The 24,051-nt window shown below is 71.6% G+C and carries 19 protein-coding genes; 8 read left to right on the plus strand and 11 right to left on the minus strand.

What is annotated here, in order from left to right:
* Nucleotides 1-199 precede the first annotated feature (199 nt).
* Together OG310_RS19470 and OG310_RS19475 are read right to left on the minus strand one after the other, a co-directional pair.
* On the minus strand, nt 200-1,684 hold the full coding sequence (locus OG310_RS19470) for an ArsA family ATPase (RefSeq protein ID WP_329457154.1): 1,485 nt from the start codon (nt 1,682-1,684) through the stop codon (nt 200-202).
* A complete protein-coding gene (locus OG310_RS19475; RefSeq protein ID WP_329457155.1) occupies nt 1,681-2,646 on the minus strand; it encodes an ArsA family ATPase in 966 nt (321 codons plus the stop codon). Before OG310_RS19475 ends, OG310_RS19470 begins: the two co-directional genes overlap by 4 nt.
* A 94-nt stretch (nt 2,647-2,740) precedes the next feature.
* Between OG310_RS19475 and OG310_RS19480 the strand changes: the two genes are divergently transcribed.
* The 4 genes from OG310_RS19480 to OG310_RS19495 all read left to right on the plus strand — a co-directional run bounded on the left by OG310_RS19480 (nt 2,741) and on the right by OG310_RS19495 (nt 5,508).
* Nucleotides 2,741-2,902 carry a DUF4177 domain-containing protein gene (locus OG310_RS19480; protein ID WP_106965770.1) on the plus strand — a complete coding sequence of 54 codons (162 nt, stop codon included), beginning with the start codon at nt 2,741-2,743 and terminating at the stop codon, nt 2,900-2,902.
* Entirely contained in the window at nt 2,899-3,369 is a 471-nt protein-coding gene (locus tag OG310_RS19485; protein WP_329457156.1) for a RidA family protein, read from the plus strand. Before OG310_RS19480 ends, OG310_RS19485 begins: the two co-directional genes overlap by 4 nt.
* 385 nt (nt 3,370-3,754) lie before the next feature.
* Nucleotides 3,755-4,681, plus strand: a complete 927-nt coding sequence (locus tag OG310_RS19490; protein WP_329457157.1) for an NUDIX hydrolase — start codon at nt 3,755-3,757, stop codon at nt 4,679-4,681.
* A complete protein-coding gene (locus OG310_RS19495) occupies nt 4,678-5,508 on the plus strand; it encodes an MBL fold metallo-hydrolase (RefSeq protein ID WP_329457158.1) in 831 nt (276 codons plus the stop codon). Before OG310_RS19490 ends, OG310_RS19495 begins: the two co-directional genes overlap by 4 nt.
* A gap of 232 nt (nt 5,509-5,740) precedes the next feature.
* Here OG310_RS19495 and OG310_RS19500 read toward each other — a convergent pair whose 3' ends face one another.
* Nucleotides 5,741-6,658, minus strand: coding sequence for a nucleotidyltransferase domain-containing protein (locus OG310_RS19500; RefSeq protein ID WP_329457159.1), 918 nt, complete (start codon nt 6,656-6,658; stop codon nt 5,741-5,743).
* A gap of 121 nt (nt 6,659-6,779) precedes the next feature.
* A complete protein-coding gene (locus OG310_RS19505; protein ID WP_329457160.1) occupies nt 6,780-7,454 on the minus strand; it encodes a Crp/Fnr family transcriptional regulator in 675 nt (224 codons plus the stop codon).
* 298 nt (nt 7,455-7,752) lie between these two features.
* Between OG310_RS19505 and nth the strand changes: the two genes are divergently transcribed.
* The 3 genes from nth to OG310_RS19520 all read left to right on the plus strand — a co-directional run bounded on the left by nth (nt 7,753) and on the right by OG310_RS19520 (nt 11,204).
* Nucleotides 7,753-8,580: an endonuclease III gene (gene nth, locus OG310_RS19510; protein WP_329457161.1), complete on the plus strand. Its 828-nt coding sequence runs from the start codon at nt 7,753-7,755 to the stop codon at nt 8,578-8,580.
* A gap of 582 nt (nt 8,581-9,162) precedes the next feature.
* A complete protein-coding gene (locus OG310_RS19515; RefSeq protein WP_329460257.1) occupies nt 9,163-9,879 on the plus strand; it encodes an NUDIX hydrolase in 717 nt (238 codons plus the stop codon).
* 125 nt (nt 9,880-10,004) lie between these two features.
* Nucleotides 10,005-11,204: a MarP family serine protease gene (locus tag OG310_RS19520; RefSeq protein ID WP_329457162.1), complete on the plus strand. Its 1,200-nt coding sequence runs from the start codon at nt 10,005-10,007 to the stop codon at nt 11,202-11,204.
* Between the two features lie 363 nt (nt 11,205-11,567).
* Here OG310_RS19520 and OG310_RS19525 read toward each other — a convergent pair whose 3' ends face one another.
* The 6 genes from OG310_RS19525 to OG310_RS19550 all read right to left on the minus strand — a co-directional run bounded on the left by OG310_RS19525 (nt 11,568) and on the right by OG310_RS19550 (nt 21,370).
* Complete coding sequence (locus tag OG310_RS19525; protein WP_329460258.1) at nt 11,568-11,801, minus strand: hypothetical protein; 234 nt, start codon at nt 11,799-11,801, stop codon at nt 11,568-11,570.
* Between the two features lie 358 nt (nt 11,802-12,159).
* Nucleotides 12,160-13,104 (minus strand): alpha/beta fold hydrolase, encoded by a 945-nt coding sequence (locus tag OG310_RS19530; RefSeq protein WP_329457163.1) that lies wholly within the window; start codon nt 13,102-13,104, stop codon nt 12,160-12,162.
* On the minus strand, nt 13,101-13,604 hold the full coding sequence (locus OG310_RS19535) for a phage holin family protein (protein ID WP_329457164.1): 504 nt from the start codon (nt 13,602-13,604) through the stop codon (nt 13,101-13,103). Before OG310_RS19535 ends, OG310_RS19530 begins: the two co-directional genes overlap by 4 nt.
* 647 nt (nt 13,605-14,251) lie before the next feature.
* The gene (gene acs, locus OG310_RS19540) at nt 14,252-16,207 is read right to left on the minus strand and encodes an acetate--CoA ligase (protein ID WP_329457165.1); all 1,956 of its coding nucleotides are present in this window, start codon (nt 16,205-16,207) and stop codon (nt 14,252-14,254) included.
* A gap of 213 nt (nt 16,208-16,420) precedes the next feature.
* Nucleotides 16,421-19,420, minus strand: coding sequence for a SulP family inorganic anion transporter (locus OG310_RS19545; protein WP_443078867.1), 3,000 nt, complete (start codon nt 19,418-19,420; stop codon nt 16,421-16,423).
* A gap of 963 nt (nt 19,421-20,383) precedes the next feature.
* Nucleotides 20,384-21,370 carry an ATP-binding protein gene (locus OG310_RS19550; protein WP_329457166.1) on the minus strand — a complete coding sequence of 329 codons (987 nt, stop codon included), beginning with the start codon at nt 21,368-21,370 and terminating at the stop codon, nt 20,384-20,386.
* A gap of 195 nt (nt 21,371-21,565) precedes the next feature.
* Between OG310_RS19550 and OG310_RS19555 the strand changes: the two genes are divergently transcribed.
* Nucleotides 21,566-22,423: an oxidoreductase gene (locus tag OG310_RS19555; RefSeq protein WP_329457167.1), complete on the plus strand. Its 858-nt coding sequence runs from the start codon at nt 21,566-21,568 to the stop codon at nt 22,421-22,423.
* Nucleotides 22,424-23,125: 702 nt separating this feature from the next.
* On the opposite strand, the gene OG310_RS19560 is transcribed toward OG310_RS19555, so the two are convergent.
* Entirely contained in the window at nt 23,126-23,971 is an 846-nt protein-coding gene (locus tag OG310_RS19560) for an HAD family hydrolase (RefSeq protein ID WP_329457168.1), read from the minus strand.
* Between the last annotated feature and the right edge of the window lie 80 nt (nt 23,972-24,051).

The raw sequence follows: 24,051 nt of genomic DNA on the forward strand, positions 1-24,051 counted from the left end.
CGCGCTTCGACGCGCCGACCTGCGGTTGCGGGGGCGTCTGCGCGCTTCGTCCCGCCAGTGCGCCCCGGGAGCCGTCACCGCAGCTGAGGGCGGCCACCGCTGAGGGCACGCTGTCGCTGAGTGCCGCCGTCGGTTCCGAGCACCACCGTTTCGTGCCACCGCCATGCCGCCACCGGCGCCGCCTATCGGAGCGGGCGCGTCACTCCGACGTGTCACCCGCCGCCAGGCGGTCCCCCACGGACCTGAGTCCGACCAGGTCGTGCACGTCTCCGGGCAGTGCCGGGACGGCGATCACCGCCACCTCAGGGTGGAGTGCCGTGAAGCGGTCCCGTGTGCGCTGCTCGCGCGCGATCACGTGCATGCGGTCCGCGTGGAGCCGCAGCAGACCGGCTGTCAGCTGTTCCACACTTGTGACAGAGTCGACCGCCGGTGAATCGGAACTACCCGGCGAATCGGTTGAATCGGTTGGGCTCGGGTCCGGGGATTCGGGGTTCTCGGACGGCCCGGCGGCCTCGGGAGAGGAGTCATCGCGCGGGGTGCCCGCACTGCTTGTCGCGCTACGGGGAGTGGCGCCACGGACACCATTCCCGGCCTCCTGATCCACAATGCCGGACTCTTCAAGATTTTCCGCGGCGGCCCGCGCCCGGTCCGCCGACAGCCGGCGCGCGCCGCTGTCATGCACCCGGTTGAGGACCAGTCCCGCCAGCGGCATCCGCTCCGCCGCCAACCGGCTGACGAAATAGGCCGCTTCACGCAGCGCGTCCCGCTCGGGCGCCGCCACCACGAGGAAGGCCGTGCCCGGCGCCTGGAGCAGCCGGTACGTCGCGTCCGCGCGGGTGCGGAAGCCGCCGAACATCGTGTCCATCGCGGCCACGAACGTCTGCACGTCGTTGAGGAACTGCCCGCCGAGCAGTTTGCCCAGGGTGCCGGTCATCATCGTCATGCCGACGTTGAGGAACTTCATCCCCGCGCGCCCGCCGACCTTCGCGGGGGCCATCAGCACCCGGATGAACTTCCCGTCCAGGAACGACCCGAGGCGCTTCGGCGCGTCCAGGAAATCGAGGGCGGAGCGCGACGGCGGGGTGTCCACGACGATCAGGTCCCACTCGTCGCGGGCCCGCAGCTGGCCCAGCTTCTCCATGGCCATGTACTCCTGCGTACCGGCGAACCCGGCCGACAGGGACTGGTAGAAGGGGTTCTCCAGGATCGCGCGCGCCCGCGCCTTGTCCGCGTGCGACTCGACGATCTCGTCGAACGTCCGCTTCATGTCCAGCATCATCGCGTGCAGTTCGCCGGGGCCCTCGACCCCCTTGACCTGGCGCGGGGTGTTGTCGAGCGAGTCGATCCCCATGGACTGCGCGAGCCGCCGCGCCGGGTCGATCGTCAGGACGACCACCTTGCGTCCGCGCTCCGCCGCCCGTACGCCGAGCGCCGCGGCCGTCGTCGTCTTGCCGACGCCGCCGGAGCCGCAGCAGACGATGATGCGGGTCGCGGGGTCGTCCAGCAGGGCGTCCACGTCGAGCGCGGGCGTGTCCGACGGCAGCCCGGCCCGCGCCGGGGGACCGTCCTCCCGGCGACGACCGTGCCCGGTGCCGGTGCCGGTGCCGGCACCGGTCGCCCTGCCGCTGCCGCTGCCGCTGCCGCTGCCGTTGTCCGTGCCGCCGGGCTCCTGGGCCTTGCTCATGCGAAAGCCTTCCCGAGCTGTCGAAGCTCCCTGGCCAGCTGGTAGAGCCCGGCGAGATCCATGCCCTCACCCAGCAGGGGCAGTTCGTACGTGGGCACGCCGACCCTCTCCAGTACGGCGCGCTGCTCACGCTCCAGTTCCACACGCTGCGCGTGCTCGGAGGCCTGGTCGAGCAGCGGGCCCACGAGCTTCGTCGGCGCGGCGAGCCCCGCCGACGCCAGCACCTTGGTGACCTCCTTGCGGCGGTCGCAGGAGGCGGCCCGTACCGCCGCCTCGTCCAGCAGGTGCGGGCGGACCATGTTGACGATCACGTTGCCCACCGGAAGCTCCGCCGCGCGCAGCTCGGCGATGCCGTCCGCCGTCTCCTGGACGGGCATCTCCTCCAGCTGCGTCACGAGGTGCACCGCGGTCTCGCGCGACCTGAGGACACGCATCACGGCCTGCGCCTGATTGTGTATGGGGCCGATCTTCGCGAGCCCCGCCACCTCGTAGTTCACATTGAGGAAGCGGGTGATGCGGCCGGTGGGGGGCGCGTCCATCACCACGTAGTCGTACGCGAACCGGCCGTTGCGGTCGCGCCGCCGTACGGCCTCGCACGCCTTGCCGGTCAGCAGGACGTCCCGCACACCGGGGGCGATGGTCGTCGCGAAGTCGATCGCGCCGATCCGGTTCAGCGCGCGCCCGGCGCTGCCCAGCTTGTAGAACATCTGGAGGTAGTCGAGCAGCGCCCGCTCCGCGTCGATGGCCAGCGCGAATACCTCGCCGCCGCCGGACGCGACGGCGATCTTCCGTTCCTCGTAGGGCAGCGCCTCCGTTTCGAAGAGCTGCGCGATGCCCTGCCTGCCCTCGACCTCGACGAGGAGGGCGCGCTTGCCCTCTGTCGCGAGGGAGAGCGCGAGAGCGGCGGCCACCGTCGTCTTACCGGTGCCGCCCTTGCCGCTGACGACCTGGAGCCTGCTCACATATTCGAGCCTAACCAGTCGTGTCCCGCCCTACGCACCTGGCCGCCCCTGGGGTTTCTCGGGGTGCCCCCGAGGTTGCGACTACAGTCGCCCCATGACCAAGTGGGAATACGCCACCGTGCCGCTTCTCGTGCACGCGACCAAGCAGATCCTGGACACCTGGGGCGAGGACGGCTGGGAGCTCGTCCAGGTCGTGCCGGGCCCCAACAACCCCGAGCAGCTCGTGGCCTACCTGAAGCGGGAGAAGGGCGCGTGAGCGGCACCGTCGAGGCGGCGATCGCCGCGGCGGGGCTGACCCTGCCGGACGTCGCGCCGCCGCTCGCCGCGTACAAGCCCGCCGTCCGCAGCGGCGTGTACGTCTACACGGCGGGCCAGCTCCCGCTCGTGGAGGGCAAGCTTCCGCTCACCGGCAAGGTGGGTGCGGAGGTCACCGCCGAGGAGGCCAAGGAGCTGGCGGCCACCTGCGCGCTGAACGCCCTCGCGGCAGTGAAATCCGTCACCGGCGACCTCGACCGCATCGCGCGCGTGGTGAAGGTCGTGGGGTACGTGGCGTCCGCCGCGGACTTCACCGGCCAGCCCGCAGTGATCAACGGCGCGAGCGAGCTGCTCGCCCGCGTCCTCGGTGAGAAGGGCGTACACGCGCGCAGCGCCGTGGGCGTCGCGGTACTGCCGCTGGACGCACCGGTCGAGGTCGAGATCCAGGTGGAACTGACCGAGGACTGAACCACCGATCCTGGAAACAGCGGGCGCCGGGGCCACAAGAGTGGCGAGGAGCCCGGGAAGCCGGCCGGCGGGACCCCTGCGAGGGTCCGCCGGCCGGCTTTTCGCACGAGGCGTGTCGGCGGAAGGGTCCGTCCCGTGCGCACCCGGCCGTGCGGTCGTCATGCGAGGCCGGGCACGGAGGCCGCACCTTCAGGCCGGGCCGGGAGGCCGGACGCCACGGGAAGGGCTGGCGGGCCGGCAAACCTGGCCTCCTCCTTACGGCGGGCGTACGTCTCGAAGGCCGGGCCCGGAAACCCGCCCCCTCCTTACGACGGGTGCACGGCCCGGTCAGGCGCTCGTACGGCCGCCCCTCGAACATCCGGTCACGAACGCATAGCATCCGCCCATGCCTACAGGTCAGTGGTATCCGCCGGAATGGCCGGAGCGCATCCGGGCCCTCGCCGCGGGCGGGCTCGCCGTGGTGCCCCCGCGCCGCGCCGCCACCGTCCTACTGCTGCGGGACGGCGTGCCCGGTCCCTCCGTGCACATGCTGCGGCGGCGCGCCTCGATGGCCTTCGCCGCCGGCGCGTACGTCTACCCGGGCGGCGGCGTCGATCCGCGGGACGACGACCGGCTCGTCGGCTGGGCGGGGCCCGACCGGGAGACCTGGGCGCGCAGGCTCGGCGTCGGACCGGCCGAGGCGCAGGCCATCGTCTGCGCGGCCGTGCGCGAGACGTACGAGGAGGCGGGCGTCCTGCTCGCCGGTGAGAGCGCGGACACGGTCGTCGACGACATGACGGGCGACGACTGGGAGGCCGACCGGGCCGCCCTCGCGGGCCACGAACTGTCCTTCGCGGAGTTCCTGGACAAGCGGCGGCTGACGCTGCGCAGTGACCTGCTCGGCGCCTGGGCGCGCTGGATCACCCCCGAGTTCGAGCCGCGCCGTTACGACACCTGGTTCTTCGTCGCGGCGCTCCCCGCCGGACAGCGCACCAGGAACGCCTCCACCGAGGCCGACAGGACCGTCTGGATCAGGCCCGCCGAGGCGACCGCCGCGTACGACGGAGGCGAACTGCTGATGATGCCGCCCACGGTCTCGACGCTGCGCGCGCTCGAACCGTACGGCTCCGCCGCCGACGTCCTCGCCGCCGCGGAGCAGCGCGATCTGACGCCCGTACTGGCCAGGGCCCGCATGGAGGGTGGCGAGCTCGTCCTCAGCTGGCCGGGCCACGACGAGTTCACCAAGCGGGTCAGCAGCACTCGTCTTCCGGCCGCTCAGGACGCCGGAAAGGCCGAAGCCCCCGGCCGGGACCAGGAAGGCGAACAGCGATGACCGGCGCAGGGGAACTGCCGGGACGGCCCCGCGCCGGCGTCGCATCGGGTGCCGCGACCGCGCGTGCGTTCAACGTCCTCGCGCCCAATCCGTCGCCGATGACGCTGGACGGCACGAACACCTGGATCGTCGCGGAGCCGGACTCCGGCCTCGCCGTCGTGATCGACCCCGGGCCGCTGGACGAGGCCCATCTGCGGGCCGTGATCAGCGCGGCCGAACGGGCCGGCCACCGGGTCGCGCAGACGCTCCTCACGCACGGCCATCCCGACCACGCCGAGGGCGCGGCCCGCTTCGCCGAGCTCACCGGCACCGGCGTGCGCGCGCTGGATCCGGCCCTGCGCCTCGGAGACGAGGGCCTCGCCGCAGGCGACGTGGTCACGACCGGCGGCCTCGAACTGCGGGTCGTGCCGTCCCCCGGTCACACGGCGGACTCGCTCTGCTTCCACCTCCCCGCCGATCGCGCCCTGCTCACCGGCGACACGATCCTCGGCCGTGGCACGACGGTCGTCGCCCACCCCGACGGGCGGCTCGGTGACTACCTCGACTCGCTGCGCAGACTGCGGTCGCTGACCGTGGACGACGGTGTCGACACCGTCCTGCCTGGTCACGGGCCCGTCCTGGAGGACGCGCGGGGCGCCGTCGAGTACTACCTCGCCCATCGCGCCAACCGCCTCGCGCAGGTCGAGACGGCCGTGGAGAAGGGCCTGCGGACGGCCTCCGAGGTGGTGGCGGAGGTGTACGCGGACGTCGACCGGAACCTCTGGCCGGCGGCCGAACTGTCCGTACGCGCGCAGTTGGAGTACCTGGGCGAGCACGGAATCATCTAGGGCCCGGCGGGCCCGGCGGGCCCGGCGGGCCCGGCGCGCGTACGGGGGGCGGACGTCTTCCCGCGCGCCTTCCCGCCACCGGGTGGCCGCCCTCCCGCACGGGACGTACCGCATGTGCTGGACGTGCCCCACGTGTTCCCGGCATCCCCACGTCGGGCGTCTCACGTCGGGCGTCCCGCGTCGGGCTTCGCGCACGGTGGCTGTTCCTGTGGCCGCGACCGCGCCGCGACTCTCAGGACTCGGGCCAGGACTTCCGGCCGTGGAGGCGCGTGTATTCGGCGGCCAGCCAGGGGCCCAGGTCGTCCGCGTACTCCTGGAGGACCGCGGGGTCCGTGACGGGGACGCGGGCGACGGCGGCGGCCGCGCGGAGCTGGTCGCCGCGCTGCGGGTAGTAGCGGGCGAAGATCTCCGCCGATCGTTCGAGGTCGCTGGTCCAGCCGCCCCAGCGGGGCATCACGAGCGTGAACGCCGTACGGACGAGATGGCGCGCGTACGCGCGGCTGAGCCGGGCCCGCTCGGCGGGGTCCCCGGCGGCGGCGTTCTGCCGGCGCCAGCGCGGGAGCCGGAGCTCAAGGCTCCCGTTGGTCTCGCGGGCCAGCAGCGAGTCAGGACGGTATCTGGGCAGACGGGCCGCCAGGTCCTCGCCGTCCAGCGGCGTGCAGAGGCAGGCGACGAACCAGCCGAGGTCGAACCGCTCCCGCCCGCTGAGCAGCCGCCCGGCCGTGTACAGCAGGATCCCGGCGCCGTCGATCACGTCGTACGACGCGTCGAGCGCCGCCCCCAGCGCGTGGGCGGCGGCCCGGTCGGCGTCCGAGGGCTCCGCCGGGACGGTGGAATCGTGCCCAGGGATGGGGCCTTCCGGGTGCAGGGCGATCAGGAGATCGAGGTCCGACCGGCCCGGCCTGGCCGTGCCGCGCGGTACGGATCCGTACAGATACACACTGTGCAGCCGTGGACCGTAGGTGTCCGCCACCCGTTGCCGGGCGTCGTCGACGAGCGGCGCGAAGGGTGCGCCCACCCGGCCGAGGGAGCCCTCCCGCGCGATGAAGCCGTCCGAGTCGAGCCCCTTACCGCGTTCGAGGTCGCGCTCCGTGCCGCTGTCGCCGCGCGCGCCGCCCTCGCCGTCGCGGGACGGATCGTGGTCGGGCATGTCCCCCCTGGCCGGGAGCGCCCGGCAGACGTCGGCGACCGACGCCGACCGCCGGGCCCTACGAGCCCTCCACGGGCAATCGGCCTGCGGGTGCAGGCACTCAGCACACGGGCGTAGGCGCTCAGCGCGAGCGCTTCGCCAGCCGCTCCACGTCCAGCAGGATCACCGCGCGCGCCTCCAGGCGCAGCCAGCCGCGCTGCGCGAAGTCCGCCAGCGCCTTGTTGACCGTCTCGCGCGAGGCGCCGACCAGCTGGGCCAGCTCCTCCTGAGTGAGGTCGTGGACGACGTGGATGCCCTCCTCCGACTGCACGCCGAAACGGCGCGACAGGTCGAGCAGGGCGCGGGCGACCCGGCCGGGCACGTCGGAGAAGACCAGGTCGGACATCTGGTCGTTCGTCTTGCGCAGGCGTCTGGCGATGGCACGCAGCAGCGCGGACGCCACCTCGGGACGCACGTTCAGCCAGGGCAGCAGGTCGCTGTGGCCGAGACCGAGGAGCTTGACCTCCGTCAGCGCCGTCGCCGTCGCCGTGCGTGGGCCGGGGTCGAAGAGGGACAGCTCACCGATGAGTTCGCCGGGACCGAGCACCGCGAGCATGTTCTCGCGACCGTCCGGGGAGGTGCGGTGCAGCTTCACCTTGCCCTCGGTGACCACGTAGAGGCGGTCTCCGGGGTCCCCCTCGTGGAACAGAGCGTCACCACGCGCCAGCGTGGTCTCACTCATCGAGGCGCGGAGCTCGGTGGCCTGATCGTCATCGAGCGCCGCGAAGAGCGGGGCACGCCGCAGAACGTCGTCCACGAGTTCTCTCCTTGTCGACCTGCTCGGGAATCGGACTCCCTGACGGGAAACCGTGATCCCCATGATGCCGTAGGTGCTGCTGATGCCGTACGTGCAGCAACCTCATCCGTACGGAAAGTTTGACGTACAAAGAACGCTCTGCCGCTCGCTCCGGCGGAATCGGGTGACGGACGGCTCGTGTCCCTCCGGATGTCAGTGGCGGGCTTTAGGCTGGCCGGGTGTCCAACTGACCGGTGAACGACCGGCGGCAGCGCAGGCCAAGGGGGCTTGAAGAGTGTCCGCGGAGTCCCATTCCGCTGTGGGCGAACAGTCCTCGGCAAAAACGAAAAACAGGAAAAATGCTGTGAAACCGGAGTCGCATCTCGCGATGGTCCGCAGGGCCCGCCGCATCAATCGCGAACTCGCCGAGCTGTATCCCTACGCCCACCCGGAACTCGACTTCAGGAACGCGTTCGAGCTCCTGATCGCCACGGTCCTGTCCGCCCAGACGACGGACCTCCGGGTGAACCAGACGACGCCCGCGCTGTTCGCGAAGTACCCCACCCCCGAGGACCTTGCGGCTGCCGACCCCGAGGAGCTGGAGCAGGTCATCCGCCCCACCGGCTTCTTCCGCGCCAAGGCGAAGTCCCTGATCGGCCTGTCCACCGCTCTGCGCGACCGCTTCGACGGGGAGGTGCCGCCGCGCCTGGAAGACCTCGTGACGCTGCCGGGCGTCGGCCGTAAGACCGCCAACGTCGTGCTGGGCAACGCGTTCGGGGTGCCCGGGCTGACCGTCGACACCCACTTCGGCCGGCTCGTGCGCCGCTGGAAGTGGACGGAGGAGGAGGACCCGGTGAAGGTCGAGGCCGCGGTCGCCGAGATCTTCCCCAAGAGCGAGTGGACGATGCTCTCGCACCGGATCGTCTTCCACGGCCGGCGTGTCTGCCACTCCCGCAAGCCCGCATGCGGCGCCTGCGCGATCGCGCCCCTGTGTCCCGCGTACGGCGAGGGCGAGACCGACCCGGAGAAGGCCAAGAAGCTGCTGAAGTACGAGCTGGCGGGCAAGCCGGGGCAGCGGCTCAGCCCGCCCGCCGACTACCCGGGCAGGGCCGCGCCGCCGCTGGGCGCCCCGGAGAGCGACGCGTGACGGGGCGCCAGGCACCGGCGGGGACCGCGCCGGGAGGGGCGCCCGCCGCCGGCGGGGGCCCTGGGCGAGCCTTCTCCGGCCGTGTGCCGTCGCGGCGCGCTGAGACGGGAGCGCTGGACGTGGCGCGTGACGGGCGGACCGGCGGTGGCTGACAGCGCCGCGCGTGACGGTGCCGCGCGTGACGGTGCGGCGCGTGGGGGTGCGGCGCGTGGGGGTGCGGCGCGTCGTGATGACGCGCCGCGTGACGGTGACGCGTGGAACGATCTCGCGCCCGATCGGCGTTACACCACGGGGGTGCCGATGACGCACACGGAGACACCGATCGAGACAGGGACCGACGCGGCGGTCGGGACACCGAGCCGGACGCGGGCCGGTGACCACCCGGGCACGACGACTGCCGCAGCGGCCGGGAGCGGGACCGGAGCATCGACCGGGAAGCAGGCGCCGGGCGGAGCGCCGGCGGGGCAGGGGACGGCCGGCACGGCACCCGCCGCCGACGCCGAGCTCAGCGGTGACCGCAAGCTCAGTACGCCCGGGGACGCCACGGTCAGCAGGCCCGTGGATGCCACGGGTAGTACGCCCGTGGGTGCCACGGTCAGCAGGCCCGGCGATGCCACGCTCAGTACGCCCGGCGAAGCCACGGTCAGCGCGGCGGGCCTGCCCGACTGGCTCCAGCCGGTGGTGCGCGCCGCCGCGACCGTACGGCCCGAGCAGCTCAGCTCCTTCCTGCCGCCCGCCGACGGCGGCGGCCGGCAGTCCGCGGTCCTCGTCCTGTTCGGTGAGGGCGACAGCGGCCCGGAACTGCTGCTCACGGAGCGCGCGAGCAGCCTGCGTTCGCACGCGGGCCAGCCGTCCTTCCCGGGCGGCACGCTCGACCCCGAGGACGGCGACCCGGCCACGACGGGCCCGCTCCACGCGGCCCTGCGCGAGGCGCGGGAGGAGACCGGGCTCGACCCCTCCGGCGTCCAGGTCTTCGGCATCCTGCCCCGGCTCTACATCCCGGTCAGCGGCTTCGTCGTCACGCCGGTGCTCGGCTGGTGGCACACCCCGAGCCCGGTCGGTGTCGTCGATCCCGCGGAGACTGCGCGTGTCTTCACGGTCCCCGTGGCGGAACTCACGGACCCCGAGAATCGCATGATGACCATCCACCCCAGGGGTCACCACGGCCCTGCGTTCCACTGCGGATCCTCCTTGGTCTGGGGTTTCACGGCCGGAGTGATCGACCGGATCCTGCACTACGCCGGGTGGGAGCAGCCCTGGGACCACGAGAAGCGGGTCCCCCTCGACTGGCGGGCATGACAGGCTGACACCCGCACCCGGACCTGCCCGAGACCCGGCGGGTCCGGGCGGGCGGGCCACGACCCTGCCAGGCCCTCGGGACCACCACGCGAGGCGCCTGGGACGACAATGCGAGGCAACTGACGGTGAACGTGCTGGACATCCTGCTGCTGGTCGCCGCCGTCTGGTTCGCGATCATCGGCTACCGCCAGGGATTCGTCGTCGGCATCCTGTCGGTGATCGGCTTCCTCGGCGGCGGCCTCGTGGCCGTCTACCTGCTGCCCCTGGTCTGGAGGCAGCTGACCCGGGACGCCAACGTGTCCACGACCGCGGCTGTCGTCGCCGTCGTGATCGTCATCGTCTGCGCCTCCGTCGGCCAGGCCTTCACCACACACCTCGGCAACAGGCTGCGGAAATTCATCACCTGGTCCCCGGCCCGCGCGCTGGACGCGACGGGCGGCGCCCTGGTGAACGTCGTCGCGATGCTGCTCGTGGCGTGGCTCCTCGGATCCGCGCTGGCCGTCACCTCCCTGCCGACGATCGGCAAGGAGGTGCGCGGCTCGAAGGTGCTCCTCGGCGTGTCGCAGGTGATGCCGAATCAGGCGACGACGTTGTTCACGGACTTCTCCTCAGCTCTCGCGCAGAACGGCTTCCCGCAGGTCTTCAGCCCGTTCGCGAACGAACCCATCACCCAGGTCCGGGCGCCCGACCCGGCCCTCGCGGGCAGCCCCGTCGCGGCCCGCGCCCAGAAGTCCGTGGTCAAGGTCGTCGGCACGGCCTCCGGCTGCGGCAAGGTCCTGGAGGGCTCGGGCTTCGTCTTCGCCGACCACAGGGTCATCACCAACGCCCACGTCGTGGGCGGCGTCAGCGACCCGACCATCCAGATCGGCGGGGTGGGCAAGCTGTACGACGCGAAGGTCGTGCTCTACGACTGGCAGCGCGACATCGCCGTGCTGGACGTGCCGAACCTGCGGGCCACGCCGCTGAAGTTCAGCACGGCCGACGCGCAGAGCGGTGACAGCGCCATCGTCGCCGGCTTCCCCGAGAACGGCGCGTACGACGTCCGATCGGCGCGCGTACGCGGCCGGATCAACGCGAGCGGCCCCGACATCTATCACCGCGGCAATGTCACGCGCGACGTGTACTCGCTGTTCGCGACCGTGCGGCAGGGGAACTCCGGCGGCCCGCTGCTGACCCCCGCAGGCAAGGTCTACGGGGTGATCTTCGCCAGGTCGCTCGACGACGACGACACGGGGTACGCCCTGACGGCGGACGAGATCCAGCCCGACATCAAGGCGGGCAGGACCGCCGACCGGCAGGTCGACACACAGGGCTGCGCCCTCTGACTCTCCGGGCGGATGTCACCGGCCCGGAGGTGGGCGCCTGCCCCCTCTGACCGGGCTGGGCGGGCGTGAGCGGCCCGGGTCGCGTGACCGCCTCGCGCCCGGGACGGGCCGGTCCCCCGATGGCCCTCGTGACGCTGGCTGGTCCCGTCCCCGCAGCGGCGCTCGGTGCCGGTGCCCCGTCCCGGTGCTCCGTGCCGGCACGGGACGCGTCTCCAGCTCGGTCCCCTCGTACCGCCCCCGCGGACGCCCCCGAAAACGGATGAGCCCCGGGCGGTCGGCCCGGGGCGGTGGTCGTGGTGGTGTGTCTCGCGGTCTCTCGTGATCTCTCGCCGGTGGCGGCACGTCAGCCGGTCCGGCGCGGAATCAGGTGCCGGTGCGTGTACCTGCCCTGGCCGTCGCGCCGCCGCGCTGATGGCGCAGCCTGGCCGAGACCCAACGGGCCCTGCGGCGGATGATGCGGGGAATGCCGAGCCCGAGTTGCTGATCCTGCTCCGTGGCCCCTATCTGCGGGACACCGCCCCTCGGGTGCGTGATCGGCGCGATGGCCGACGTGGGGTTCCTGCGTGCTGCGTCACCGTGATCGTGCGTCCAGCCCATACCCGACGTCTGCCCCTGCCCCATGGTCGGTAACCGCCTGAGTGGGCGCCAATCGGCCTATGCTTCCGGCATTTGGCAGCTCGTACGATCGTCGTAGTGGATGCGTCTGTTCGGGGGATCTGTTCGAGGGGTGACGCCAGTGGACGCGGTGATGGGTGACCAGCGCCTGCCCCGGACGACGCCCGCCACACATCCGGCGGTGAGGGCCCAACGGAACGCGGGCGGACCGGCGAGGCGTGGAAACGGAACGCGGCGATCCGACGGTACGGGGACGACAAACCGCGCGACCCGGCGCCGAGGACGATGAAACGGGCGATCCAGCGCCGGCACGACGAAACGCCGACGGGGCCGGTCGGCCCTACGCGCCCCGCCTCTCGCGGTCCTCCCGGCGGTCGTGCGCCGGGTCGGCCAGCCAGTCCAGCAACTCCGTGGAGAACGCCACCGGGTCCTCCTCGTGCGGGAAGTGCCCAAGGCCCTCGAACAGCCGCCAGCGGTACGCCGCCTCCACGTACTCGACGGACCCCGCCGTGGACCGCGTCCGCATCGCCGGGTCCAGCGCGCCGTGCAACTGGAGCGTCGGCACCCGCACAGGCCGCTTCATACGACGGTAGAACTGGATGCCGTCCGGGCGTGCCAGGGACCGCACCATCCACCGGTACGGCTCGATCGAGCAGTGCGCCGTCGACGGGATCATCATCGCCCGCCGGTACATCCCGATCGCTTTGTCATCGGGCTCGTCCGAACCCGACCACTCCCTGATCAGTTCTCCCACCAGCGCGGCATCGTTCGCCAGCAGCCGGCGCTCCGGGATCCACGGGCGCTGGAAGCCCCACACGTACGACCCGGCACGGGTCTGCGCGAAGTCCGAGAGCATCGCCGAGCGCCAGCGGCGCGGATGCGGCATGGAACTCACGACCAGCCGCCGTACGAGCTTCGGGCGCATCACCGCCGCAGTCCACGCGAGGTAACCGCCCAGGTCGTGCCCGACGAGTGCCGCGTCCGGCTCGCCGAGGGAGCGCACGACGCCGGTGATGTCGAGCGCGAGGTTCGCGGGGTCGTAGCCGCGCGGCGTGCGGTCGCTGCCGCCCACGCCCCGCAGGTCCATGGCCACGGCCCGGTACCCGGCCTCCGCGAGCGTCACCAGTTGATGGCGCCAGGTCCACCAGAACTGAGGGAAGCCGTGCAGGAGCAGCACGAGCGGCCCCTCGCCCATCTCGGCGATGTGGAAGCGCGCACCGTTGGCCGCCACATCGCGATGGGTCCAGGGGCCGTCGATGCGCACACCTGAGTCAGAGGCCGTCATGCAGACGAGCGTGCCACAGACGAGGAGTCCGTCGTGCCGGTCCCGAGCTCTCGCGGGTGCGGCTTGGCGTTCTGGAGCACCGCCGCCGTCTGCTTCGCCGACGCGATGCTCTTCTCGGGCGGCTTGACCTTCTTCAGCTTCAGCATCGCGAACCCGCCCAGAATGGCGGCGAGCACCACGAAGGCGCCGCCGACGATCAGGAACGACCAGGCGAGGCCGAGGCCGAGATTGTGGATGCCGTACGCGGCCGCGAAGCTGAAGACGGGCAGCGAGAACAGCAGGAAGACGCCCGCCACGCCGCCTGCGGCGCCGCCCGTCGCCCCCCGCTTGACGTCCTGCCGCAGCTCCGCCTTCGCGAGAGCGATCTCATCGTGCATCAGCTCCGACATCTCGGCCGTGGCGGCGGCGACCAGCTGACCGAGACTGCGGTCGGCTGGGACGGTCTCGACGACGGTGCCCGTCTTTACCGCGTCAGCAACCTGCTTGTCGGGGTCGCTCATCGGTGACTCCCTCTCCTCGGCCGTAACCGTTTTCTTGTGTCGTGCTTCTTCGTGTACCGGCGTCCGGCACCGGTGTCCGGGTATCCATGTGTCCGTTGTCAGATCATGCCGGACCGCCGCCGTCCTCGCGCGCTGCCCCCACGCGTCGTGGCCCGGAACTACGGTGTTACCCATCGGTACCCCCGCTTGCCCGCGTTCTACCCGCCCGATGTCGGCAACCCACCGGAGAGGCGGTACCCGGCCCGGGAACGGCGCCACGCGTCCGGAAAGCGGAACGACGCGCCCTGTATACGGAGCCGAGACGGGCCCGGGTGTCCGGGTACGGAGCCGAGACGGGCCCCGGTGTCCGGGCCACGATCGGATCAGGCACCCCTCGTCACGGGACCCGGACCGTGAACCTGGATCCGGATCAGGACCCGGCACTTGAACCCGGATCCGGAACTTGAACCCGGACCCGGATCGCGCGTGCCCATGCCGGAGACCTGTGCGGGCGGCCCGCGCGGCGGCGAGGACCGGTTCCGGTAGGACGAAAGCCGGGCCCGACACGGCGAGGACCGGTTCCGATACGACGAAGGGGGTGTGGGGTACGCGTACAGGCCGCGTACCCCCCACCCCCATCCGAGCCCGAGCCCAGGGGACCGATCAGGTCACTCGTCGCTGGAGGCCGTCGGCAGCTGGCTCTGGATGAGGTCCATGACGGACGCGTCGGTGAGCGTGGTCACGTCACCCAGCTGGCGGTTCTCCGCCACGTCCCGCAGCAGCCGCCGCATGATCTTGCCGGAGCGGGTCTTCGGCAGCTCCGCCACGGGCAGGATGCGCTTCGGCTTGGCGATCGGGCCGAGCGTGGCGCCGACGTGGTTGCGGAGTTCGGCCACCAGCCCGTCGTCCACCGAGGCGGTGCCGCGCAGGATGACGAACGCGACGATCGCCTGGCCCGTCGTCTCGTCGGCCGCACCGACGACCGCCGCCTCGGCGACCTTCGGATGCGAGACGAGCGCCGACTCGACCTCCGTGGTGGAGATGTTGTGGCCCGAGATCAGCATGACGTCGTCGACCCGGCCCAGCAGCCAGATGTCACCGTCGTCGTCCCTCTTCGCGCCGTCACCCGCGAAGTACTTGCCCTCGAAGCGGGACCAGTACGTGTCGATGTAGCGCTGGTCGTCGCCCCAGACGGTGCGGAGCATCGACGGCCACGGCTCGGTCAGCACCAGGTAGCCGCCGCCTCCGTTGGGCACCTCGTGACCCTCGTCGTCCACCACGGTGGCCGAGATACCCGGCAGCGCGCGCTGTGCGGAGCCCGGCTTGGTCTCGGTGACACCCGGAAGCGGGGAGATCATGACGGCACCCGTCTCGGTCTGCCACCACGTGTCGACGATCGGGGTCTTGCCGCCGCCGATGTTCTCCCGGTACCAGATCCACGCCTCGGGGTTGATCGGCTCGCCGACCGACCCGAGTACGCGCAGGCTGGACAGGTCGAAGCGGGCCGGAATGTCGTCGCCCCACTTCATGAACGTGCGGATCGCCGTCGGCGCCGCGTACAGCAGCGTGACGCGGTACTTCTGGATGACCTCCCAGAACCGGCCCTGGTGCGGGGTGTCGGGGGTGCCCTCGTACATGACCTGCGAAACGCCGTTCGACAGCGGTCCGTAGACGATGTACGAGTGTCCGGTGACCCAGCCGATGTCGGCGGTGCACCAGTAGACGTCGCTCTCCGGCTTCAGGTCGAAGACCGCCTGATGCGTGTAGGACGTCTGGGTGAGGTAACCGCCCGACGTGTGCAGGATGCCCTTCGGCTTACCCGTCGTACCGGACGTGTACAGGATGAACAGCGGGTGCTCGGCGTCGAACGCCTCGGGCGTGTGCTCCGGCGACTGGCGGTCCACGATGTCGTGCCACCACACGTCGCGGCTCGCGTCGAACTTCGTCTCCTGGCCCGTCCGGCGGACGACGAGGACGTGCTCGACCTGCGGGCACTTCGCGACGGCGTCGTCGATCGCGGGCTTGAGCGCGGTCGGCTTGCCGCGCCGGTGGCCGCCGTCCGCCGTGATGACGAGCTTGGCGTCGGCGTCCTGGATGCGGGAGGCCACGGCGTCCGCCGAGAAACCTCCGAAGACGACGGAGTGCGGCGCGCCGATCCGCGCGCAGGCCAGCATCGCGACGACGGCCTCGGGGATCATCGGCAGGTAGATGGCGACCCGGTCGCCCTTCGCCACGCCGAGCTCCAGGAGCGCGTTGGCCGCCTTGGAGACCTCGTCCTTCAACTGCGCGTACGTCAGGGTCCGGCTGTCGCCCGGCTCGCCCTCGAAGTGGATGGCGACGCGGTCGCCGTTGCCGGCCTCGACGTGGCGGTCCACGCAGTTGTACGCGACGTTCAGCTTGCCGTCCGCGAACCACTTCGCGAAGGGCGGGTTGGACCAGTCCAGTGTCTGCGTCGGCTCGGTGGCCCAGGTGAGCCGCCTCGCCTGCTCGGCCCAGAAGCCGAGCCGGTCCGCCGAGGCCTGTTCGTACGCCTCCGCCGTCACGTTGGCGTGCGCGGCCAGATCGGCAGGCGGTGCGAACCGACGCTCTTCCTTGAGCAGATTGGCCAGGCTCTCTTTGCTCACGACATCTCCCATTCCCAGGGCGTCCCTACGTTTCTCCCGCTAGCTCATCAGCCGGACGCCCACGTGACAAGAGCCGACGGGGAATTGGTTTAGACCTCTGTGGATGTGCGTCAGCCTACGCCCTCGGTACGTGTGCCCGGAGCGCGACGGAGCCCCTCCTCGTGCACGCGAGGAGGGGCCCACACCGTCTCACGGATGGTTGCGCCGGGAACCTCAGGCGCGCGACCTGGTGGATTCGGCGGCGGTCACGCGGTGGAAGACGGCGACGGGGGCCGCCACCTGACCGGCTGTTCGCCGGGTCTGTGCCGTATCGACCCGGTCCCGGCCCTGGCCTCGCTCCAGGTCCAGGTTCTGGTCTCGGAATTGGTCCCGGTCCCCGGCCCGGTCTTGGTCTCGTTCCTTGCCGTCCTGGTCCTGGTCCCGGGCAGGGCCCGCTTCACGATCCCGGGTCAGGTCATGCGGATCTGCCTGCGGGCCGCTCCCCCCGGCCGGCGCCGGCCCGTCCTCGCTGAGCAGGTACGCCTGGGCCTCGCCGACATGGAAGTACATGCCGTGCAGCGTCAGCACCCCGTCCGCGAGGCGACGGGCCACCGATGTGTGCGCCCGCAGGTTGTCCAGTTGCTGGACGACATTGGTGAGGCACAACTGCTCCGCCGTGTCGGCCGTCGGGCGGGCGGAGAGCCGCGCCGCCGGGCCGAGCCCGTCGCGCATCCGCCGCAGGCTGGGCAGCCCGTGCCGCAGCCAGCGCCGCAGCGGGGTCGACGGCCCGGCCGCATCGCCCGCACCTGGAGCCCCGGCCGCACCGGAGCCCGAAGTGTCGGCATCCCTCGCCGTAGTGGCGGCGGCGACGGCGGTGGCACGGTTTGTGGCTGTGGGTGCGGCGGTGACCGTGGCTGCGGCTGTGGAGTTGGTGTCGTCGTCGAGCAGTGCCTGCATCGCCCCGCAGCCCGAGTGCCCGCAGACCGTGATGGACTCCACGCGCAGGACGTCGACCGCGTACTCGATCGCGGCCGCCACCGAATCGTCGCCGCCCTCCGCGCCCGGCAGCGGTACGAGGTTGCCGACGTTGCGCACGGTGAAGAGGTCACCAGGGCCGCTCGCCGTGATCATGCTCGTCACCAACCGCGAGTCGGAGCAGGTCAGGAACAGCTGGGAGGGCCGCTGCCCCTCGCGCGCGAGCCGGGCCAGTTCGTCCCGCACCAGGGGTGCGGTGTTGCGCTGGAAGGCGCTGAGTCCGCTGGCCAGGCGGCTGGCACCGGAGGTGCGGGAGTCCCGGGTCCCTGCCGCTTCCGGCATGTCCCCCCGGCTCCGCTCGCGTTCCGGCCCGGAGCCGCACGGCTTGTCGTGGCCGTGCTCGCGGTCCGGCTCTGGCCCCTGCGCAGGGCCCAGATCAGGGCCCTGATCTCGGGTGAGCGCACGCCGGTGCCCGGGTTTCGGTCCCTCGTCCCGACGGCCGGGATTCCACTGCACGCCGTCCGGCAGCCGGCCGGTCAGCCGTCCTTTGCCCAACGGGTCGTGCCCCACCCCCTCTTGCTCCACCCGCTCTTGCTCCAGCCGCTCGTCATCCTGCTGCCCGTCTTCCGGTTGCCCGTCATCCGGTTGCCCCGTGGGCTGCCGGCCGATCCGCTGCGTGAGCCGACGCCTGAGGCGGCTTCCCGGCCCCGGAGCTCCCGGCACGGGCGGCTCGTCGCAGTGGTGGTTGCGCCACGGCGTCCAAGGGCGGCAGCAACTGCTCTCCTCACGCACGGGATCGGCGAAGCGGCCGCCCGCCCTGCCCGTGAACTCCACGGCTCCGCCGTGGGCCACGTGCGCCGCCCGCCACTCGTGCAGCACCTCGTACGCGGCGTGGTCCATGAAGGACCCGTCGAGTTCCACGACGCACTGTGCGTGTTGCGGCACCTGGTGCAGGACGCGGGTGAGCCGTGGCACCGCGAGGAAGGTCAACTGCCCGCGTACACAGACGTGGTACGTGGCCGCGAGCGTCTTGATCGTGATGCGCGTACGGGTCAGCCCGCGCAGAGCGACCGCCACTGCGACGGCCCCGCCGACGGCCACGCCCTGCAGAACGCCGAAGAGGATGACCGACGCCACCGTCGCCACGTAGACCGGGAACTCCCGGTGCCGGTGCACGTTGCGGATGTGCGCGTACGACACCATCTGCACGCCGACCATCATGACCAGCGCGGCGAGCGCGGCCAGCGGGATCCGTTCGAGGGCGGAGACGAGGAGCCCGGCGGCGAGCAGCACCCAGACGCCGTGCAGGATCGTGGACGCGCGGCCTGTCGCCCCGGCCCGCACGTTCGCCGAGCCGCGCACCGCGCCGCCGGAGACCGCGAGTCCCCCGAGAAGGCCGGACAAGGCGTTGGCTGCGCCCTGGGCGCGCAGTTCCCTGTCGAGGTCGGGACGGGGCCTCCGAGGCACGGGACGGGCTCCGGGACGACTCCCGGCGGCCGTGGCGCGGGCGGCGGCCAACTTGTCCACGGCGACTGCGGACAGCAGTGATTCGAGGCTCGCCACGAGGGTCATCGTGAGGACGGCCGTCAGCAGCGGGAGCACAGGGCCGCTCGGCAGGCCCGGCAGCACGTGCGCGCTCCAGGACGGCAGGTCGACGCGGGCGATGCGGGGCGCGGCGAAGGCTGCGACGCCTGTCGCGGCCCCGACGGAGACCAGAGCGGCCGGCACCTTCCCGATCGTTCCTCTCGCCCGGCCGGGAAGCCGGGGCCAGAGGATCAGGATGGTCAGGGTGAGCGCGCCGATCAGTGGTGACGCGGGCCCCACGTGGGCCAGTTGGTGCGGCAGCGCGGAGATGTTCGCCACGGCGGAGCTCTCCGGCGAGCCACCCAGCACGACATGCAGTTGGGCGAGCGCGATCGCGACGCCGATGCCCGCGAGGGTGCCGTGCACGATGGCCGGGCTGACGGCGAGTGCGGACCGAGCGGCCTTGAACGTGCCGAGCAGGATCTGCGTGAGTCCCGCACCGATGGTGATGACACAGGTGGTCCGCCACCCGAACTGCTGGATCATCCCGGCGGTGACGACGGTCAGGCCGGCGGAGGGGCCGCTGACGAGGAGGGGCGATCCGCCGAGCGCGCCGGCGACGATTCCGCCGATGCCGGCGGACAGGAGCGCGGCGCCCAGTGGGGCGCCCATCGCCACGGCGAGGCCGAGCGACATGGGAATGGCGATCAGGAAGACGGTGATGGACGCCGACAGATCGGCGCCGGCGATACGGAATCGGCGGGGGCGGCGTCCGCCGGGCCCGTCGCCCGGGTCCCGCACGGGAACAGGCGGGCCGTGCGGGCGCTGGTGGCGAGGGGCGGACGTGGTGCTCGCGGCGTCGGTACGGGCGGGGCCCGAGGCGGGGCCGGGTACGCGTGAAGACATGTGTTTCCCGTCTCCTCTGGGGTGGCGCGGTCGCGGAATGTGGTCCGGCGGCCGTGAGTCACGACGTGCAGTGGCGGGATCGATCCGTGATTCAAGGCTTGGTAAACGAATCGTAACTATCAGTAAAGTCTGTGTCATGCGTCGAAGGGCGAATGGCGGAACTATTCACCCGCAATGATGAATAGTAATTTTTTATATTCGATCACGGGGATTTCCTTCGATGGTGTCGGCGAAAAGAAAGGGGGAGAGGGGTGACGGAAAGGGGCGAGGTGGACGCGGTGAAAGGGGCGTGTTCCGAAGCGGTGGAAACGTGCGGGGCCGGGGCGATCGGAATGCCGCCGGGCGCTGCGGGGTGCTACCGGACGCCATCGGATGTCGTGGGACGGCATCCGGACGCAATGGAGCGGCATAGGACGCTACGAACAACACGAGAATGCGGCGAAATGCGGCCGGTGAATCGGCGGGACGTGGATGGGGTGGGGGTACGACGAGGGGGGTGCTGAGATCGACGAGGGCGTGCGGGAAGCGGCGGGGGCGTGCGGGACCCGACGCGGGCATGACGGAGCCCCGACGCGGGCGTCGGGGCTGCTGAGGTCCGGTTCCGGCCTGGGGGCGCCGGCATCGTGGGTGCGGGGTGCGGGGTGCGGGGTGCGGGGTGCTGCGTGCTCGGCGCTCGGCGCTCCGGCCGGGGTTCGGAAGGCCGAGGGTGAGGCCGGGGGGTGCGGGGACCTGTAGTCCGGGGTTCGGGAGCCGGCGCGCCTGGGGGGAGGGGCCGGTCATGTGACCGGCCGGTCAGCCGGGTTGCGGCACGGCGGCCGTCTCGCTCAGGACGAACGCCGGATCGACCTGCGAGGCGAGGTCGGCACCGGTCTTCGCGTTACCCCAGCTCTCCGCGTTCTTCAGGTGGAAGTGCACCATCTGCCGGGTGTACCGGGGCCAATCGCGGTGCTCGTACGACCGCAGGGCGGCTGCCTTCACGGTGTCCAGCGCGGCCCGGTTCGCCGGCTCCAACTGCCCGAACGGGGCGGGCCTGCCCTTTTCCATGGCGCGTACCCAGTTCGAGTGGGTGAGGGTGACGAGCAGGTCGTCGCCGACCTCTTCGCGCAGGAATTCCAGATCGGTCTCGTCCTGCACCTTGTTGCCCACGACCTTCAGCGCCACACCGAAGTCACGTGCGTATTGCTTGTACTGCCGGTAGACGGAGACGCCCTTACGGGTCGGCTCTGCCACCAGGAACGTCATGTCGAAGCGCGTGAACAGGCCGGAGGCGAAGGAGTCGGAGCCGGCGGTCATGTCCACCACGACGTATTCGTCGGGCCCGTCCACCAGGTGGTTCAGGCAGAGTTCGACGGCGCCGACCTTGGAGTGGTAGCAGGCGACGCCGAGATCGGCTTCCGTGAACGGGCCGGTGGCCATCAGCCGGATCTCGCCGTCGTCCAGCGCGACGCGGCGGGCGCAGGCGTCGTAGACCGGGTTGTCCTCCACGACGCGCAGCAGCCGCGAACCCCTGCCGGGGGGCGTCGTCTTGATCATGGCTTCGGCCGAGGCGATACGCGGATTGCTGCCCCGGACGTAGTCCTTGATCAGGGGAAGGTGCGCGCCCATCGCGGGAAGGGCGGCCGCCTCGGCCTCGGTGAGGCCGAGCGCGGCACCCAGGTGCTGGTTGATGTCGGCGTCGATGGCGACGACGGGTGTCCCGTCCGCCGCCAGACTGCGGATGAAGAGCGAGGACAGCGTGGTCTTGCCGCTGCCGCCCTTGCCCACGAAAGCGATCTTCATGTTCACGTAGCGTAGTCGATCCGCTGCGGGGCGTCGCCGGGTTCCGTGAAGAATGCCACTGGACGGTGGGTGATGTGACACGGGCGCGTAGCCTCGCTACCTATGAGTAGGTCCGCCTCTGACGTCCCCGACGCCTCAGCCGACAGGTCGCACACGCCCCCGGGTGCCTCTGGTGCTCCCGACGGGGCCACGGCTGTGGCTGCCGTCCGGCGGGGGGACGATCCGCTCGCCGCCCTCGCCTCGCTCCCCGGCGTGCCCGATGCGGTGGAATCCGTACGCAAGGCCGTCGACCGTGTCTACGGACACCGCGTGATGCGCCGGCGCAGCACGGAAATCACCTCCGAGGCGGCCTTGCGTGCCGCCCGCGGTTCCGCCGCGCTGTCCGGCGCGGACTGGGGGCTCGAAGAGGTCCGGCGGCGTACGGACTTCAGTGCGCAGGCGGAAGCCCGGACCGTGGGCGCCGCGCTGCGCGTCACGGCGGAGGCCGGGCAGTTGCTGTCCGTCTGGCGGCAGTCGCCCACGCGGGTACTCGCTCGGCTGCATCTGGTCGCGGCGGGCGGGGCGAGCGTCGGTGACGAACGGATCGGGCGGCCCCGGCTGGCGGACGAGCCGGCCGTGGAAGCGCCGGGCTGCGAGGCCGTGGGACCGCTGACCGAGGCGCCGCTGCCGGACCCGGCGGAGGTGGCCGGGCGACTCGACGGCCTCACCGAACTCGTCCTCGCACCGAGTGGCGCGCCGGCCCTGGTGACGGCGGCCGTCGTGCACGGCGAACTGCTGGCGCTGCGCCCCTTCGGTTCGTACAACGGGGTGGTGGCCCGTGCCGCCGAGCGGATCGTGCTGATCAACAGCGGGCTCGACCCGAAGTCGATCTGCCCCGCGGAGGTGGGCCACGCCGAACTGGGGCGTGCCGCGTACGCCGCGGCCTTCGCGGGCTACCTCTCCGGCACCCCGGGCGGCATGGCCGCCTGGATCTCCCACTGCGGGCGAGCCGTGGAACTGGGCGTGAGGGAGTCGACGGCGGTCTGCGAGGCGCTCCAGCGGGGCGCGGCCTGAGGCTGCTGGCGGGTTCACGGGTTCACGGGTTCACGGGTTCACGGGTTCACGCGCCGGCGGGCTGGCGGTGCCGGCGGCTCAACGGGCTCAAGCGCCGAGGGGAGAACTGGGGCGTTCTCCGATCCGGCGGGCTGCCGAGTGCGCCCGCCCGGCTGTCGAGTGCGCCCGTGGCTCTCTCCGGCGCGGCGTCGCGACGGTGAAATGAGTGCGGCGGCACCCATGGGGTGCCGCCGCTGGCACGGTCGCCGGGTTACCAGGCGTCCTCGGATATGTGCCCATCAGGTCGGGTGCTTCGCCCGTGACCTGGTGCGGCTGGCCCGTAATCGACGGGTCGACGTCGCGTGGGTGCCCGGTTGCGTGCTCGGTCCGTTCGGCCTGTGCGTGTGTGAGGTGATCCTCTCGGATGTCCTTGGTCTCGCGGGCCGTTGATTCCTTTGTACTCCTGAGGCCACCGGGGCGGAACCCGGAACCAGTTAACTTTACTTTTAGGTTAAAACAGTTCAAACAAGGACAAGTAGGGAACGACGGAGACGCCCGAGTGCCCAGGTGCCCGAGTGCCCAGGTGCCCAGGTGCCCAGGTGCCCGGGCTCCTTGTGTGCCGGTCCCGTCCTGCGGGGCGTGCGGGTTGCGGGTGGCCCGGCGCGCTGTCCGGCCTCCGGCGCCGGCCGGTGGCCGGTGGCCGGAGTGCGGGGGCCGGGCCCGTCAGGCGCGGGCGCGCCTGCGATTCGTCGCGTACCAGACGAGGCCCGCCGTGGCCACGGCCGCGCCGAGCGCGACTGCCGCCACCACACCGGGCGGGGCGGGCAGGGTGAACGCGGGGAGCCGCTGCCGGAGCCGGACCGGCCGGTTGAAGACGAGGACGGGCCACTCGCGGGCGGTGGCCTCGCGGCGCAACGCCCGGTCGGGGTTGACGGCGAAGGGGTGGCCGACCGCCTCCAGCATCGGCACGTCCGTGATGGAGTCGCTGTACGCGTAGCAGCGCGTCAGGTCGTATCCCTCCGATCCGGCGAGCGCCCGGACGGCCTCTGCCTTGGTCGGACCGTAGGCGTAGTACTCCACCTCGCCGGTGAAACAGCCGTCGTCGCCGACCACCATCCGCGTCGCCACGACCCGATCCGCGCCGAGCAACTCGCCGATGGGTTCGACGACTTCGGCCCCGGAGGTGGAGACGATCACCACGTCGCGGCCGGCCGCGTGGTGATCCTCGATGAGTGACGCGGCCTCGTCGTAGATGATGGGATCGATCAGGCCGTGCAGGGCCTCGGCGACGATCTCCTTGACCTGCTGGACGTTCCAGCCTTTGCAGAGCGAGGAGAGGTACTGCCGCATGCGTTCCATCTGGTCGTGATCGGCGCCCCCTGCGAGGAAGACGAACTGCGCGTACGCGGTCCGCAGTACAGCGCGACGGTTGATCAGACCGCCTTGATAGAAGGACCGGCCGAAGGTCAACGTCGACGACTTCGCAATGACCGTCTTGTCCAGGTCGAAGAAGGCAGCTGTACGTGGCAAGTAGTCGTTTTCCACGCCCCGAGCATATGCGCCCACCATTCGGCGTAAGGTGCGGCGTGTGGGTTTGCTCGGGAAGGCTCTCGGGTACACCATGGAAGTCACGGATCGTTCGCGACCGT

Source organism: Streptomyces sp. NBC_01497, from assembly GCF_036250695.1.
In the GTDB taxonomy this organism is placed as follows: Bacteria; Actinomycetota; Actinomycetes; order Streptomycetales; family Streptomycetaceae; genus Streptomyces.

What these genes read in the sequence shown, in the direction of transcription:
- OG310_RS19550 (WP_329457166.1), bottom strand. Translation starts at nt 21,370, where the DNA reads ATGAAGATCGCTTTCGTGGGCAAGGGCGGCAGCGGCAAGACCACGCTG.
- OG310_RS19480 (WP_106965770.1), top strand. Translation starts at nt 2,741, where the DNA reads ATGACCAAGTGGGAATACGCCACCGTGCCGCTTCTCGTGCACGCGACC.
- OG310_RS19495 (WP_329457158.1), top strand. Translation starts at nt 4,678, where the DNA reads ATGACCGGCGCAGGGGAACTGCCGGGACGGCCCCGCGCCGGCGTCGCA.
- OG310_RS19530 (WP_329457163.1), bottom strand. Translation starts at nt 13,104, where the DNA reads ATGACGGCCTCTGACTCAGGTGTGCGCATCGACGGCCCCTGGACCCAT.
- OG310_RS19490 (WP_329457157.1), top strand. Translation starts at nt 3,755, where the DNA reads ATGCCTACAGGTCAGTGGTATCCGCCGGAATGGCCGGAGCGCATCCGG.
- OG310_RS19535 (WP_329457164.1), bottom strand. Translation starts at nt 13,604, where the DNA reads ATGAGCGACCCCGACAAGCAGGTTGCTGACGCGGTAAAGACGGGCACC.
- OG310_RS19525 (WP_329460258.1), bottom strand. Translation starts at nt 11,801, where the DNA reads ATGGGCTGGACGCACGATCACGGTGACGCAGCACGCAGGAACCCCACG.
- OG310_RS19500 (WP_329457159.1), bottom strand. Translation starts at nt 6,658, where the DNA reads ATGCCCGACCACGATCCGTCCCGCGACGGCGAGGGCGGCGCGCGCGGC.
- OG310_RS19560 (WP_329457168.1), bottom strand. Translation starts at nt 23,971, where the DNA reads ATGGTGGGCGCATATGCTCGGGGCGTGGAAAACGACTACTTGCCACGT.
- OG310_RS19470 (WP_329457154.1), bottom strand. Translation starts at nt 1,684, where the DNA reads ATGAGCAAGGCCCAGGAGCCCGGCGGCACGGACAACGGCAGCGGCAGC.